This is a genomic window from Pseudoalteromonas sp. SR45-4 (genome assembly GCF_014163535.1).
GTDB lineage: Bacteria > Pseudomonadota > Gammaproteobacteria > Enterobacterales > Alteromonadaceae > Pseudoalteromonas > Pseudoalteromonas nigrifaciens.
Genome location: NZ_JACJDO010000012.1, coordinates 43,198 through 59,892 on the forward strand (window position 1 = coordinate 43,198; position 16,695 = coordinate 59,892).

Genomic DNA, 16,695 nt, shown 5'->3' on the forward strand with positions numbered 1-16,695 from the left:
AGTTCAAAAAAGATAAGGACGTTTATGTCAAACGGAAAAAGTATTTATTGGTTCTTAGGCGCATCATACGGTGCAAATGATGATCAAACAGAGCGCTTTACCGAAGAAGGTATTTGGCAGAATGGTGATGATAATAAATACCATGACAATGTAAAAAAAATTAAAGCCGGCGATAAAATTGCTATAAAGTCAGTATATACACAAACCTATAACTTGCCTTTTGATAATGACGGTAAAATGGCTTCAGTAATGGATATTAAAGCCATTGGTGAGGTAACTGAAAATTTAAACGATGGTATTAATTTAAAGGTAAAATGGGACACTGACTTTAGTAAAAAGACATGGTACTTTTACACATACAGGCCTCGCATCTGGAAAGTAACAGCTGACAACCCAGAAAAAATTGCTCTAATTGATTTTGCTTTTAACAATGTTAAGCAAGAATTTGACCTATTTTTGCCTAGTAAAGCAATTACAAATAGTGATTTAGAAGCTCCATCTATGAATAAGTCAATTGAGTTACCCCCTCTAAACTCCATTTTATATGGCCCACCTGGGACAGGGAAAACATTTAATACCGTTAAGCTAGCAGTTGATGCTGTAGATCCTTATTTTGCTCAAAAAGTAGAAAATGACCAAGATCTAAGAGCAACTTATAAAGAATACTACGAAGAGCTTAAGCAAGATGGTCAAATTAGATTTTTAACCTTTCATCAGAGTTTTGGTTATGAAGAATTTGTAGAAGGGCTTAAAGCATCTAGCGATAACGGCAGTATTTCGTATGATGTTGAGGATGGCGTATTTAAACAAATTGTAATTGAAGCAACTAAATATCGTACCTTTCAAGAATCAACTACACAGCATAGCTTTGATAGTTGTTGGGAAGCATTTTGCGCCGAATTAGCTGAAAGTGAGTTTGTTGAAGTTCCTATGTCGAAAGTTTCATTCAAAGTAATCGATTTTAATGACAAGCGAATATTCTTCGAAAAACAGGGGGGTAGTAAAGATCATACTCTGAGTATAAATACTTTAAGAGCGATTTTTAATGGTGAGCGAGAATACAAATCTGGGCTAGGTGTTTATTATCGGCCTTTGGTTTCGTATTTAAAGGGTTTAGTTTCAGCCACTGAGTCAAATAATATTGAACGCAAAAATTTTGTTTTAATTATCGATGAAATAAACCGAGGCAATATTTCAAAAATATTTGGTGAACTCATTACACTTATTGAGCCTTCAAAAAGACTTGGTAATGACGAAAAGTTAGATACTGTTTTGCCATACTCAGGTGACGTGTTTTCAATACCTGATAATCTTTACATTATTGGTACTATGAATACGGCTGATAGGTCGTTAGCAATGATGGATACAGCATTGCGACGCCGTTTTGACTTTATAGAAATGATGCCACAGCCAGAATTGTTTAAAGGTAAGGAAGTTAAAGGTATTGACCTTGAACTGCTACTTAAAACAATGAACAAGCGTATTGAGGTGCTTTACGACCGAGAGCATACATTAGGGCATGCTTTTTTAATTCCTGTTTTAGATGCTTTAAATAGTGACGACAATGCTGAAGAAAAAGCATTTAGTGAACTTAAAAATACCTTTAAAAATAAAATCATCCCTCTACTTGAAGAGTACTTTTTTGAAGACTGGAATAAAATTCGCTTAGTTTTAGGTGATAATCGAAAAGAAAAAAGTGAATTAGAACAATATATTTTTGTGAAGTCGAAAAGCGAAAAATATAACGATATTTTTGGTGAAAATCATGGTTTAGAAACCTATGAAGACACGAAAAAAACTTTCACTTTAGCTGATTTTAATACTCAAGATTCAGCATGGAATGACCCAATAGCTTATCAAGCTATTTATGACGATACATTGCTTAAAAGCATTGAGAAAATTAGTGATGATGCAGGTGAAGATACAGCTTCGAGTGCTCAGTAATGCCGGAAGTAAAAAAGCAAACTACTGTTTTTGAGTTTGGGTATTTGGTTAATGGTGATGATAAAAGTGGCAAAATACCAGCATCGCCCCAGATAAAACCTATTTCTGGAGACGCATACAATTATTTAAGAAAGTTATGTTTATGTGATGACTCAGAAAGTCGATTTATGTGCTTAAAGCAAGTTGATAGTTGTGAGGTATTACAAGTTAAAAACTATGCAGGTGTGATTTTTACTCCCGATGGAACCCAAATAGAAGTATTACCTAAAGTAGCTGAGAATAGTGATGACAGCGCCTCGCGTTCGTCAGTACTAATGATGCTTAAATCACTTAAGCAGTTTAGGCACTTACAAACTAATAAAGCTAATTTAGCTGAAAATAAAATATCTTTACTAGAGGTTTTTATTAGCCAGTTTTTAGCCTCTGTAAATACTTTAATAAAGCGCGGGCTTAAAAGTGACTATGTACTAAAAGAAAATAACGTTGCCTTTTTAAAAGGTAAGCTTTTGGTAGGTAAGCAAGTTAAGCATAACTTTATTAATAAACATAAGTTTTATGTTGAGTACGAAGAGTATTTACAAGATAGGCCGGTTAATCGATTAATACACACCGCACTTGTAAAGGTGAAAGGCTATAGCCGCAGTGCTAATAACCAAAAACTACTGCAAGAGCTGTTATTTGCTTTTGCAGACATACCACTAAGTAATAATGTTAAGAATGACTTTGCTAGCGTTAAGCTAGATAGGGGAATGAAGTATTACGAAGCCCCACTGGCGTGGACAAAGCTAATTATTGATGGGTTCTCTCCGTTAACCTTGCAGGGTAAAAGTAATGCATTTTCGTTGTTGTTCCCTATGGAAGCGGTGTTTGAAAGCTTTGTTGCTCAGTATTTAAAAAAGCATATTACAGGTTTGGGTGAGGTATCTGCTCAGGTGAGTACTAAGTCTTTAGTTGATTATGGCAATACACCTTACTTTTTACTAAAACCGGATTTATATATTTCACGCAAAAGTGATACCGATAAAAGTAATCATATTGTGCTTGATACAAAATGGAAATTAATAAACGAGCAAAACTCTAAACGAAAAGACAAGTTTGGGCTTTCTCAAGCTGATTTTTATCAGATGCTTGGCTATGGTCATACTTACTTAAATGGTAAAGGGCGTTTAGTTCTTATTTATCCTAAAACTGATACGTTTAGGATCGCATTTCCGCATAGCTTTAACTATGAGGGTGGTGCGTTAAAGCTCTGGGTTGTTCCTTTTGATATACAAGCTAAGAGTGAAAAAAGAATAGATTTGAGCTGTTTAAATATCGGTTTTATTTAATATTAACGTTGTGAGTGGAGCAGTCGATGCAACCAATAGAAGAAACTATTCAAAGAGTCATAATTCAAGATTTTGATCTGTTGAATAATTATAAAACATGTAATTTAATTGAAGCTCATAAAAATAATTTATTACAAAGCCATAAAAATAAAATATTAAAACCATTAGATGGTTTTAGCTATTGCGCTGATGAGGATGCAGACCATTTAGCCGATTATTATAAGGCTCTTGAAGAGGGCGATTTTGTAAAAGCCTGTTATTTGGCTAAGCAATACGATGAAATTGAAAAGTTACTTTTGAGCGCAATCGAGAGTAGTGATGAAGAACTTGCTTTAACTCTATTGTTGTTAGGGGCTGATATTAATCATCAATATGTTGGTGAATATGATGAAATTAATTATCCAATAACCCTCGCAATGACTAATGGATTGGAGTATGTGTTTAATGCCTTGCTTTTATTCCCTGACATAGATTTAACTGTAATTGGAACCCCAGTCGCAGATAACCCTGAAGTTAGACGCTTTTGTGGGTATTCGGTATCCAATACTTCGTTGTGCCCATTGACTGTCCTGCTTCAGGCTGAGTATCAAAATTTTGCTAGATATATAAGTGTTGATTTTAATGAGTTGCTTTCAGATGGCTCTTCACTTAGTTCGTTGCTAGTTGAACAAAATTTAATAGATGAACTTAAGCAATTAATCGTTCTGGGTGGTTATGCAGATGACGTGGACAGTTATGATTGTGGTTATATAGGCTCTTTGTATTGGGATTATAAGAGCAAGCCAATAGATACAAACTTAAATAGAATAAGCGAATTTGGAAATATAATTTCTAATGTGCTGATACAAGGTGATGAGCCCTGGCTTATTGATTTAATAGATAATCGTGGTAAACCATATGCTAAATCACTAATTAAAGAACTAGGTATAGAGGAACTCATTACCCAGCTTGCCGATAAGTATGAAGTCCAACAGGACAAAATTGATGAGTTAGAAGATGAACTCGCTGATGCGGTTTCGGAGAGTGATTTTTTCAAAAGGTTAGATCTTACTTCGATTGTTAGTAACCACAATAAGTTTATAGAAATTGATATAACCGAAGAGTTTATTGAACTTAATTTTAACTTTGTAAAGCCCTATGTTAAGGCAATAAAGGTAAGGCAGCAAAATGCCCAGTATGTACTTGTATTAGAAATAAATACTGGTATTGAGCTAACAGAAAAAATTAAAATATCAGGTTTGTTTAATAGGCCTTTTCAAAGCTCAGTTAAGATGGCAGCCTATTTATATCAACACTTAATACGTTTGAAAAACGTGTATTTCTGCTTATTAGCCACTCATAAGACCACACTTGCGCCACTCAACAAATTGACCCCTAATTTTATTGATGCATTGTTAAACCATGATGTGGTTATTGAAGGTTGTCATTCATTTGACCTATTTAAGTACTTAAGCATGTTGTGCGATGTGGACTCTGTCGACTTTTTTAACAGTGTGAACAAAGTAAATAAAAGCCAATATATTCAAGTTATTGTTGATAGAAAAATTGAGGTTAACTTGATTGATTTTAGGGAGTCCCTTCCAATTTACAGTGGTGAGATTGGCCCTGAGAATAAAGATGAGTATAAAGTGTTTAATATTGCTCTTTACCAAGCAATTTTAACGCTAAGCAGAACTCAAATTTATGACAAACACAATAAGTAACTTATTTTTATATGTACATTTTGATAGTGAATTATTTACATAAAAGTAATTTAATTTCCACCTGCTAGTTTAGTAACAAACATAATTAGTTATTAAACAATTAGTTATGTTTTGGCATCAACCTTGTAATAGTAGCTATGTGTTTAACTATTACAAGGCTCAGCCATGACTTCTAAAATAATTCTTAATGCAAACGATTTAATAACCTGTCCTCATTGTGATACTGATTTTCATGTAAAAGATGCGATAGCTAAGCATTTAATTGAGCAGCATGAGAACGAGTATGAGCAACTACTCAACCAGCAATTAACTTCCTTTAAGGCCCAGGCCACAAAAGATGCAGAAAAATCAGCGTCAAAAGTATTTCAGCAGCAACTAGCACAATTAAATGAACAGCTAGAAGATAGCAAGCAAAGCGAAGAAGCACTCAAAACAAAGATTGAGTCTGAAAAAGTTAAAGCAGAGCAACGCGTGCTTGAAAAGGTGAAGCTTGAAAAACAAAGCCTTGAGGCATCAATAAAATCTAAAGATGAGCAATTAGATCGATTTAGAAATGAAGAAATTAAACTCAGAAAGGCCAAAACAGAGCTTGAAGATAAACAAAAAAACTTTGAACTTGAATTAGCCCGTAAAGTTGAAGAGCAAAAGCAGTTACTCCGTGATGATGCTGCAAATGAGTTTAAATTAAAAGAAGCAGAGTACCGTAAAAAAATTGATGATGCTTCCAAAGCTAATAATGACCTTAAACGCAAGCTAGAACAGGGCTCACAACAGCTACAAGGAGAAGTTTTAGAGCTGGAGCTTGAGACTACACTCGCTCAGTTATATCCGCTTGATTTTATTGAACCCGTAAAAAAAGGTGCTAAAGGCGCAGATGTTATTCAAACAGTTTGCATGCGCTCAGGTACTGTGTGCGGCAAAATAGTGTGGGAAACAAAGCGAGCTGAAAATTGGTCAAATGCCTGGGTCAGTAAACTTAAAACAGATGTACAAAATGCTGCTGGTGATATTGGAGTGCTAGTAACAACCGTATTTCCTGCAAATACGAATGAACCTATGTTAATGGTTGATGGAGTTTGGTTAGTTAAACCTGCTTTAGCAAAAGGGCTTAGTGAGGCGCTTAGAATAGTGCTGCTAGAGTCACAGCGCCAAAAAACGGTGAGTGCGGGCAAAAGTGAACAAGTAGAAGCCATATATGATTATATTTGCAGCACGCAATTTGTTCATCGTTTAAAAGCTGTTGTAGATCATCAAGAACAAATGAAAATCGAACTTGATAAAGAAAGAAACGCAATGCAAAGGATCTGGAAAAAGCGTGAAGGGCAAATAACAGGGATAACATCGCAAATGATGTCGATTTGTGGGGAATTGCAGGGCCTCTCGCATGGTGGTATGCCAATGTTGGATGAAATAGCTACTTTAGAGTAATAAACAAAAAACTAGTTAAGAGCAAATTTTGCTCTTAACTGGTCGCTAATATAAGCGATTTGTCTAAATAATCACTTAACCACTTGATTTGAGTAAAATGAATGGTAGATTAACGATAGTAGTATATAACTATCCCAAGGTCGGGAAGCAGTAAAAAGGAATTGCAGTGATGATACCCCAGCGTTACCCCTCTATTTATAGCTCAGCTCGGATAATAAAAATTTCAAACGAGCAAATCATTCTATTACCCCTAGCTCTAGATACAGCTAATGCATCAATTGATGAGGGAATCCCCTGTGCAAAATAATTTTGACGTAAGTCTATATACTGAAAAAGTATATCAATACCTTCGCTTCATAAAAATAGGCAATTTTTTATGAGTATTTCGAATATATCTTCTAAAAAGTTAACTGGCATTAACGCATTACAACACTGGGAGAGTGAGTTTCTTAGTATTGCCCCACGTAGAAGATTATTAGGTAAGCCGATTTGGGCGTATAAAGTAACTGATGAAGAGCTGACTTCTCTAAGGTTCAAACTAAAGGGCATGTTAGGGGGGAAGTCACCTAGCGTCGTTTTTAACGTTTCAGTTATATTTGATAAATTGTTTGTTCTTTATTCAACAACATGGTTACAAAGGAATTATTCTGGAGGTAGAGATAAATGGCAACCACTCTTTGATAGCTTGGGTATTAAAGATTATAAGCCTTATTACCAATCTTCAATACGAGCTACAGTGAAGAGAGGTTTAGAATCTTGGCAGCAAATTATTTTTGATACGACAAGAGATGAATATTTTGCGACTTTGTTCTGTCAAGGTGGTTTTCCACGAGCTATCTTAACTGGAGAAAACGAAACTTATTTAAGACAGTACCTTATTTACATAATTGAGGAATATAGTCGCTTTCACCTCAGTAAATCATCGTATGAATTAGCCAAAGAGTTTTTGCCAAAATTACCTAAAAGCTTGCAACAGGATTCTCTTGCAAAATTAGCTTCAACATTAGTCGAAGATCTTATTTTGTTACGAGATGAATATCACCTCTATGCAGTTAAAGACCCCGTTTTGGTACTAGAAGCTAAAAATCCAAAATGGAAGAAAGGTTTAAAGTTTCTTTTAAATGATAATGAAGCTACTGAGTTAATGCGAGTATTGCTCAGACGGGCAGCGAGTATTGTAAAAAGAGAAAAACATCCTGTAAGAATAACGCGATTTTTAAGAGAAGGTCATGAAGGGTGGTACTTAGAAGCGCTCGTACATTTGAACGCAACAATTAACCCTGATGATCTCAATGATCAATTAGGAAATGTAAATCTCCCTAATTTTTTCGATATGTATTCTTTAAGTTCTGCGCTTGATAGAAAATTATCAGCTTCTTTTAATTTAAGAGCAGATGGAGCCGAACGTTGGCAAGTATCTCGTAAGGCTATTAGTTACTTTGGGGGATCAGCACGGAATGAACTTAGTTTTGAGTTATGGAGTGAAGATAAAAAGCTAACTTCAAACATATATTTCCGTGGCGAAGCATTATCAGATGTAATGCCTTGGGTTTTTGCTCCAGCTTCCAAAGGCTTGATGTTCATAGGTGAGGGCTCTGTAAAAAGCCAGAGTGAGAAAGTATATATAGTTTCTTCAGTAGAACCTCTTCCTGCGAATTTGTTATCGACGGTTGAGTATATTGCTAAAATACCTGGCGAGGAGCGGGCTGTTTATGAGGTATATGGAATTGCCAAAATATCAACCATACACGGTTCATTTAAGGTTATTACTGATTGCGTTAGCACTAATACTGTTACTTGTCAGATAGTGGGGGCCCTAGAACCATTAGCTGTTGATGAGAAAGTGTATAAAGGGTTACCAACACTTGTTTCAAATATAGATGGTAGTACGAGTGAGATTTCAGTAGAGGAAATTTTCTGGAAAAGTAAAGAAAGTGATAAAGTATGTGCTTGGCATGCTGATAATGTATTTGGTCGAGGTAATATTTTATGGGTTAAGGATGGTGATGTTGCTTGGCAGTCAAATCTTAATGTAATTCCTAAAAGCTCTAATTTCACCCATAATTTAAATGGTGCAGGAAGGCTTGAAGTTAACGTTATAAATTTTAAAAATGATGGTATTGCTTTATGTCACTCTCAGGAACGTTGGCTAAAGAGTGTTGAACCGGCTATTTTTGGGCAAAGACTAAACATTCAATTACCTAATAGTATTTCTGCTTCTGTCAGCGCTGATCTTCGTTGGCCATATGCCGGCTCATTATCATTCGAAATCCCCACAGGGCAAAATGGACTTTGTCTAATTTCACATACAGGTCGGCCAATAACTAAATATCAACGAATTTGTATTGATGATTTATATCGGTGCTCGTTAAAAGTAGTTTGTGATAACGAAAAAGCGATATGGGGATTTAAAATTAATGCTGTTCTGATTAAAGAAAATAAAAGAGAGCAGCGTGATGAAGTTAAGGTTTCTTTAAACGAGCATTTACGCTTTGAAAATGAAGAAATATCTTCTGAAATGCTAATCGATTGTCAGGTTTTAATTAAATTAGCCAACATCTTATATACTCAATCAGACAATACATGGGATTACATTAGTTTTAGAGTAGAAAATAAATTTTTGGATTATCGTTCTGATTTAGGCAAAGTTTACCCTGACAGGCATCTAGCTATACCTATTAATAATGAAAGAAGAGTTAAAGAAAAGTTTTTCATTAGTAATATTGATGCCCATAAACATCCAGAATCTGTCAAATTAAAGCTGCGTCCTATGTGGAAACTTACTGAAAGTGAAGTTGTCATGGATGTTGACTATGACGAGCTGAACAGAAAGGCTTTTGTTGTTCCCAATGACTTACAGACGGGCCCTTGGCTTGTTTTTGCAGACCCTGAACATAAAGTTCAACCCACAGTGGTGACAATTTTTGGTGAAAATGTAAGTTTTGATGGAACCTTAACTTGTGCAGTAAAAAGTAATAACGTTAGATGGTTTCATGATGTATTACAGTTAATGGTAAAAGATCCAAATTACAAAGCTTGGAGTGAGGTAGAGCTATTTGTAAATGCTTTGGATTTGGTTCGAGCAAATACATTTAACATATTTACACATATGCTAGATTACCCTCAATCCTTCGCATTACTCTTGTTTAGAAAGTCAGATCAAGAGTGGTTTGAATCTGTTTGGAAGCTACAAAACCAACTTCCTTTTAGCTGGTTATGTTTAACTTTAGAACATTGGCTTTTTGCTATGGATAGTCTTATCGCTAGAATCGATCGTGAAGTATCTAATTTTAGCTTAAATGCAGAAATGATAATGCAACTAAAGGTCATGCATATTGAAGACTTTTTAGAAAAGCTCTCTTCTAGAGGGGAAGGTTTCGCGACAATTGCAGATATTCTTAGATACAAGAAAATAGGTAAAACTTGTGAGTGGATAAATAGCCATAATGACGATTGGAAGTTAAACCAATTTGATTTATTTCACAAAGGAAAAAAAGAATTGTTTGATCGCCAGAGTGGCAAGTTTATCTGCAGACTTCAATCAGCTAGAAAAGACGAAGAGTTTAGACACGAATTAAAACCTAATTTGATGAGAGCAGTATTACCTCAAAAGCTTCATTGTTTACTTATAAATCGGAACATTTCAGAGCATATTTATAAAAGCCAATTCTTTATGCTTGAATTACCTGTACTTACGGCTTACTGGGCTGCAGGGCATTTAGACTCAATAGATGATTTTCCTGTAAATTACAAACCATTTTCTCGCTTCTTACAAGTCGCTATATCAAGATTACTTTCTGAAGATAGAGAGTGGATTCACAGCTCTTACAGTTTAGCTCTTCAAGCTAGTTTTTTAATTTCCAAGGACAATGCTCATGACTAAAAACATTTCATTTACTAAATTATATGAAGACATTTGTGAGCGGAGTTCTCAAGCAATATTAAGCCGAATGAGGTTACGAAATCCATCCCTACGTAACTACATTCACCAAGAGTTATCTGCAAGATTTGGTGAAGAGAATAGTCTTTTAGCTGATCCTATCTTCGAAGCAATGTTTGGTTGGAACCCTTCAAAATCTTCTCTGCTGAGTTTGGTACAGAATAAAGAATTATCCACCACTTTATTTAATAACTTAACAACTCCTCCTTTGCCAAAACCTGTTGACGAAGAAGACTATAATGATGATTTGTCTCATCGATATTGTAATGATATTAAGGAAGATTATTCATGGCCAGAAGCTAGACCTCCTTATCAGCATCAATTAGAAGCATGGAAGCATTTAAAAGGTGATGATGTTAAGTCAGTTGTTGTGACTAGTGGCACGGGGTCTGGTAAAACAGAATGTTTCCTCGTCCCATTGTTAAATGATTTAGCAAAGCAAGCTGAAGCATCTAAAGACGATTTAGTAGGGGTGCAAGCACTTTTTCTATATCCATTAAACGCATTGATTAATTCTCAACGAGAGCGATTAAGTGCTTGGACAAGAGGCTTTGAGGGTAAGATAAAATATAGCCTCTATAATGGCGACACTGATAATAAACCTCCCAAACAAGATATATTAAGAAAAGAACAAGCAGACACGCCTGAAAGGGTTAGATATAGAAAAACTATTAGAGATACGCCCCCGCCAATACTATTAACTAACGCAACAATGCTTGAATACATGCTGGTTAGGCAGGAAGACCAACCAATAATTCAGCAATCTGAAGGTCAGCTCAAATGGATTGTGTTAGATGAAGCTCATACTTATGTAGGGTCTCAAGCCGCAGAAATTTCTTTATTATTAACCCGTGTGATGCACGCCTTTAAAGTAAACCCAAAAAATGTTCGCTTTGTAGCAACTTCAGCCACAATAGGTGATAAAAATAATCAAGAAAAAACAAATAAACAACTGAAGGCTTATTTAGCGAAGTTAGCAGGTATTGAGACATCACAAGTCCATGTAGTAAATGGCGATCGCTTAATACCATCAATAAAAGAGAATGATTCCAATGATAAACTCGATATTGGTTATGCGGCTACATTATCAAGTAATGAGTTATTCGCTTATTTATCTAGCTCACCAGTTGCTAAAAGTTTAAGAGAAAAATTAACCAAGATGCCTATGAGTTTAGATGATATAGCTAAGGTTCTTTGGCCATTGAATAATAAGATAACGACTAATCAAAAGAAGAAGTCACTTCTACTGATTGATTTAATGGCGAAAGCATATTCAAATCAATCTAGTGACCCCCAAGCATTTTTACCAGTCAGAGCGCACTTCTTTCATAGAGCACAAAAAGGAATTTGGAGTTGTATTGATATTAACTGCTCTAAAAAAGAAGGTACTTTGTTAGAAAGTGGTTGGGAATTTGGCAAAGTTTACCTCGAAGAGAAGCGGCATTGTGATTGTGGTGCACCAGTATTTGAGTTAGCCCATTGTTCAGGATGTGGAACAAGCTCTTTAAATGCTGAAGAGTTAGTTGTATCGGGAGGCAAGAGGCAATTAAGTGTAAGGATTGGTGAGTTACTTGACGATTATGCTGATGAAGTAGAACAGCAGCCAGATGATTCAGAGCAAGAAGGGGTAGAAGATGAAGTAGAGTTGACCAAACATGCTCAAATTTTTTCACCTTTAAAATCAGAAAAAGGAATTAGATACTTAAACTTCAAAACTATGGCACTGTCTCACTCGTATGAAGAAGAAAGCCATGCGATCAGCGTTATTACTAATGATGACCATGATGGTTTACGCTGTGCTTGCTGTGAGAAAGTTGAAAAACAAACCGGTACAAACTTTAAACGAGCAATACTTGGTGCGCCATTTTTAATGGGGACTGTTGTACCTACTATGTTAGAACATGCGCCAGGGAAAAGTGACGATGTAAAAGATCTCCGTGGTAAACGAATGATAACTTTTACTGATAGCCGACAAGGTACAGCTCGTTTTTCTGCAAAGATGCAACTTGACTCAGAGCGTAACTTTGTTCGTAGTTATGTTTATCATCGCTTGGCTACTATTAGTGAACAAAATGAGTTGGACGAAGATACAAAAGGGATCATCGAAGCACTAAAAAGTATGGGAAAGACAGACAACGAGATAATGAATGCGGTACCTAAATATCGAGATGCTCTTAAAAATACAGCTTCAGTATCTTGGTTTGATTTAGTTGAACAACTATCAAATACGGATGAGGTACAGTTACTTTCTGGGGCAATAGAAGACGAACTAACAGACGAACAAAAAGATCAACTACAAACGGGTGAGTATGAGCGCAAAGCACCTCAGCTTTCAGATCCTAAAAATTTGGCAAGACTATTTTTATATCGAGAGTTTGCTCGTAGGCCAAAGACACAAAACAGTTTAGAAACAATGGGGCTTGTCGCATTAACATATCCTGCAATTAATGCTATTAACGAAGAGCCTCAATCATGGCGAAGCATAGGGTTAAATAACTTAGATGATTGGAAAGACTTTTTAAAAATATGCATAGATTTTTGGATTCGTGAGAATACTTTTGTTGATATACCCAAGTACTACTTGAACTGGATGGGGGCACGAATTATGCCTCGTAGTTTAATTAGTTCTGAAGACGCGCCAAGAGATGAAATAGAAAAGAAAGCGCTACGTAAATGGCCAACGGCAAAGCCTACAGGAAGTATGCATCGACTTGTTCGAATGTTGGCAAAAGCAACAGGGCTAAATCCGAAAGAAAACTGTTTATTATTTAATGATGTGCTAGGCGACGCTTGGAAAAAGTTACTCGAGCAACATATTTTAATTAAAGATAATAACGATAGAGGCTATCGTTTAAATTTTGAAAAGGTAGCTGCACCGCAGTTGATGACTAGTGGATGGTTGTGCCCTTATACAAGTCGTATTTTAGATACCACTTTGAAAGGGATATCTCCTTATTTAGCAAATGAAGATGAACGATTTGACTACTGTGCAAAAATAGAGGATTTAACTTCAGAAGAGTTTATTCAACAAGGTAGGGAGCAGGGTTACTGGAGTGATTTAAATGACCGCATTATCGAGGGGGTTAATTTAATACGTGCGGCAGAGCATTCAGCACAACAAGAAAGTCAGCGTTTAGCTGGATTAGAAAATGCATTCAAGTCAGGGAATTTACAGATTTTAAGTTGTTCGACAACAATGGAGATGGGCGTTGATATTGGCTCTCTTTCAATGGTTGTTATGAATAATGTTCCTCCAGGTCCAGCTAACTATCTACAACGAGCGGGTCGTGCTGGTCGAAGGCAAGAGTCTACAGCTATGGCATTGACGTTTTGCAAATCTACTCCTCATGGTGAGCGTGTATTCTCACACCCTAAGTGGCCTTTCGAAACCCCAATTAACGTGCCTCTGGTTTCACTAAATAGTAAACCTCTAGTGTTGAGACATATCAACTCACTAATACTTTCGACTTTTTTAATGTCAATTTATCAAAGAGATGAGAGCATTTTAAAAATGCATGCTGGGACATTTTTTCTCGAACCAGAAGCAGGCGGTAAATCAGTAGTGCAACAATTCCAAGATTGGTGTTCAACTGAAGCACTTACTAATAAGCGTTTAGAAGCTGGCATCACCCAACTGCAATTTGAAACCGTATTTTCACTTTATGACTGGAAACTATTAGTTTCAATGGTACAAGACGAAATGAGCGGTTCTTGTAAAAAGTGGATGAAGGAATACGATTCATTAGACTTTCAACTAAGTCGTTGTGATACTACTGGTACTGGTGGTCCAGCGCTCAGAAAGTTATCTGGGCAACTAAAGCGTTTAAAGGAGAATTATTTATTAGCAGAGCTCTCTGGAAGTGGTTTTTTACCAGGGTATGGTTTCCCAACAGGTGTGGTCGCACTTGTAACTAACAGTAAAGATAGTAAGGAAAATAGGAATTCAGTTGGTAGTAAGCAAAATAAATTCCAGCGAAGAGGCTACCCAAGCAGAAGTTTGGATGTAGCTTTAAGAGAATATGCACCAGGTGCAGAAATTGTATTAGATAGTGTAGTTTATCAATCACAAGGTTTACAATTAAATTGGAAAATGCCGTTTAGTGAAAATGAGATTAGCGAACAGCAACTATTTAGAGTTTCATGGGAATGTAAAGAATGCCACACTACTAGTACGTCTGTAATCAAGCCTGAAAACTGTACTAATACGGAATGTTGTTCAAGTAATATTAGATGGCAAGAGTATATAGTTCCATCGGGTTTCACCGTTGATTATAGCATGCCATTACATAATGATTATACGCAACCAAAGTACTTACCATTTAAAGAGCCTAAAATATCTTTAGAAGATGCTATGTGGCAACCATTACCTAACCCTGAACTTGGTCGTTATAGAACCAATGATAACGGAAAACTATTCCACTTTAATGAGGGGAGTGGCGCAGGTTACGCGCTGTGTTTATGTTGTGGCAGAGCTGAAGCTTTGGATAACAATGGTGGTGTTTCTAAATTAACCAAACAGCACAAAAGGTTGCAAGGTACTAGTATTGATAACAGTATTTATTGCCAAGGTTCAGAAAACTCGTGGGCCATAAAACAAAGTAAATTTAGTACTGACAATAAAGAGACCAAAGTGACACATCCCTTTTTGCTGGGGCACGACGTTCAAACTAGTATTTTCGAAATACAAATAAATGACCCGATTACAGGTAGCGCCATTTTTGACTCCAAATTAATGTATACCCTTGGGGTCGCCATAAGGATAATGTTGGCTCAGAAAGCTGGTATTACAACTGATGAGTTAGGTGTTGCAGTTCGTGATGTAACACAAAAAGGAGGCTTAAAAGTTACAAGCTTATTTTTGTATGATATTGCTTCACAAGGCGCAGGTTTTTCAACATCGATATTAAATAACTTTACTGACATTATAGCTGAGGCTAGAATTTATCTTGATACATGCACTAATAGAGAATGTGAAGGTGCATGTCATGCCTGCCTTTTGGACTATGATACACAGCATGAAGTTGATAACTTAGATAGGATTCATGCAAGTAACTTTTTGGCAGCTTCACAATTCGTTGAAAAGTTAAGGTTACCTAAAGAGTTAAGGATTTTCGGTAATGATTCCCTTGCAGAGATGGACAGTATGTCTTTGTTAATGACGAAAGTCATTGATACAGATGTAACGGGTATTCGCATCTATTTAGGTGAAGATATAAAAGAATGGGATTGGTCTGAGTGGAAGTACAGAAATTGGGTTAATCAACTTGCTACATCTAATATAGACGTTTCTATTTATATAGAAAGGAAGTATCTCGAAAGCCTCCAGCCAGATATCGCATGGAGTATTCAAGAGGATCTTGTTCCGGGTATAAGCTGGCATACTTGTGACTATGATGCACTTCCTAATAAAAGTGGGTATATGTTGTTTGATGTTATTAAAGGTAACAATGTTCAGTCTTGGGGAACGCTAGATAAAAGCGCAAGCTTCCCTAGTGTAGCCTGGGGTGAGCCCCTAGATACCCTTATTGTAAAATCACAACCTACAGTTGATAGAATAGTCATATCTGAGCTAATAAATTTAGACAAAATATCTAGTAAATCTAACTTAACTTCAGCAGTAGTTATAGACAATGTTAGCAATAATTTGAATTGTAATGTTCAGGCTTTCGGAGAAAACTTATTTGAATTTATATCAGAGAGTGATAAGCAATTCTTAGAGAAAATTTCATGCGGAATATCAAGTGCTGTCTATTATGACAAATACTTAGTTTCCCCCCTCAGTTCATTTTTAATAATTAACTTTGTTGCTGCGATAAAAGAAAATACGAATGAGTTTGATCTTGAACTTTATTCGGCATATCCGAAAAAGGCTCTGCACAATCGCCCTCCAGTGTGCGTGGCAGACAACTGGGAGAACCATGATGATCAGCTTTATTATTACAGCCAACTAAGTAAAAAATATGGATTAAATGTATACCCTGAATTAACTGAGCCAAAAGAGTTACCACATGGCCGCTTTTTACTTTTAAAACTGAAAGATAAAAGCGAGGTGAAAATAATTTTTGATCAAGGGATGGGCTACTGGAGCAGTCGATACCCTTACCGATATAATTCATTTGATTTTACTAAAGATGAATTCGAGCAAGTAGAAGCCTCCACACGGTGGTCGTTTAACTTAGAAGCTGCAAGTCATGATTCGTATATTGCAGTTAAGTATGAGTGAATTTTTTAAATCTATTGAGTAACAATCATGATAATAAAATTGCTAAATATATCTATTTTATTGAGCTAATAATTATCTGAATAGCAATTTTAAAATTATTATCTGGTATTTTAAATTGGAGCCCCCTTT

At 36.0% G+C, this 16,695-nt stretch carries 6 protein-coding genes; all 6 read left to right on the forward strand.

Features of this window, described 5'->3' with window-relative positions; all coding sequences use genetic code 11:
* Positions 1–24 precede the first annotated feature (24 nt).
* The 6 genes from H5058_RS18475 (at position 25) to H5058_RS07400 (ending at position 16,566) form a co-directional block, all read left to right on the forward strand.
* Positions 25–1,944: an McrB family protein gene (locus H5058_RS18475; RefSeq protein ID WP_259398620.1), complete on the forward strand. Its 1,920-nt coding sequence runs from the start codon at positions 25–27 to the stop codon at positions 1,942–1,944.
* On the forward strand, positions 1,944–3,272 hold the full coding sequence (locus H5058_RS07380) for an McrC family protein (protein WP_182677510.1): 1,329 nt from the start codon (positions 1,944–1,946) through the stop codon (positions 3,270–3,272). Before H5058_RS18475 ends, H5058_RS07380 begins: the two co-directional genes overlap by 1 nt.
* Before the next feature lie 26 nt (positions 3,273–3,298).
* On the forward strand, positions 3,299–4,975 hold the full coding sequence (locus H5058_RS07385) for a hypothetical protein (RefSeq protein WP_182677513.1): 1,677 nt from the start codon (positions 3,299–3,301) through the stop codon (positions 4,973–4,975).
* Between the two features lie 165 nt (positions 4,976–5,140).
* Complete coding sequence (locus tag H5058_RS07390) at positions 5,141–6,403, forward strand: DUF2130 domain-containing protein (RefSeq protein ID WP_182677515.1); 1,263 nt, start codon at positions 5,141–5,143, stop codon at positions 6,401–6,403.
* A gap of 376 nt (positions 6,404–6,779) precedes the next feature.
* Entirely contained in the window at positions 6,780–10,286 is a 3,507-nt protein-coding gene (locus H5058_RS07395; protein ID WP_182677517.1) for an STY4851/ECs_5259 family protein, read from the forward strand.
* Complete coding sequence (locus H5058_RS07400; protein ID WP_182677519.1) at positions 10,279–16,566, forward strand: DEAD/DEAH box helicase; 6,288 nt, start codon at positions 10,279–10,281, stop codon at positions 16,564–16,566. The genes H5058_RS07395 and H5058_RS07400 overlap by 8 nt, the downstream gene beginning before the upstream one ends.
* Positions 16,567–16,695: the final 129 nt, after the last annotated feature.

Bases quoted from the DNA above. Each gene is read 5' to 3' on its own strand.
- H5058_RS18475 (WP_259398620.1), top strand. From the start codon at position 25: ATGTCAAACGGAAAAAGTATTTATTGGTTCTTAGGCGCATCATACGGT.
- H5058_RS07380 (WP_182677510.1), top strand. From the start codon at position 1,944: ATGCCGGAAGTAAAAAAGCAAACTACTGTTTTTGAGTTTGGGTATTTG.
- H5058_RS07385 (WP_182677513.1), top strand. From the start codon at position 3,299: ATGCAACCAATAGAAGAAACTATTCAAAGAGTCATAATTCAAGATTTT.
- H5058_RS07390 (WP_182677515.1), top strand. From the start codon at position 5,141: ATGACTTCTAAAATAATTCTTAATGCAAACGATTTAATAACCTGTCCT.
- H5058_RS07395 (WP_182677517.1), top strand. From the start codon at position 6,780: ATGAGTATTTCGAATATATCTTCTAAAAAGTTAACTGGCATTAACGCA.
- H5058_RS07400 (WP_182677519.1), top strand. From the start codon at position 10,279: ATGACTAAAAACATTTCATTTACTAAATTATATGAAGACATTTGTGAG.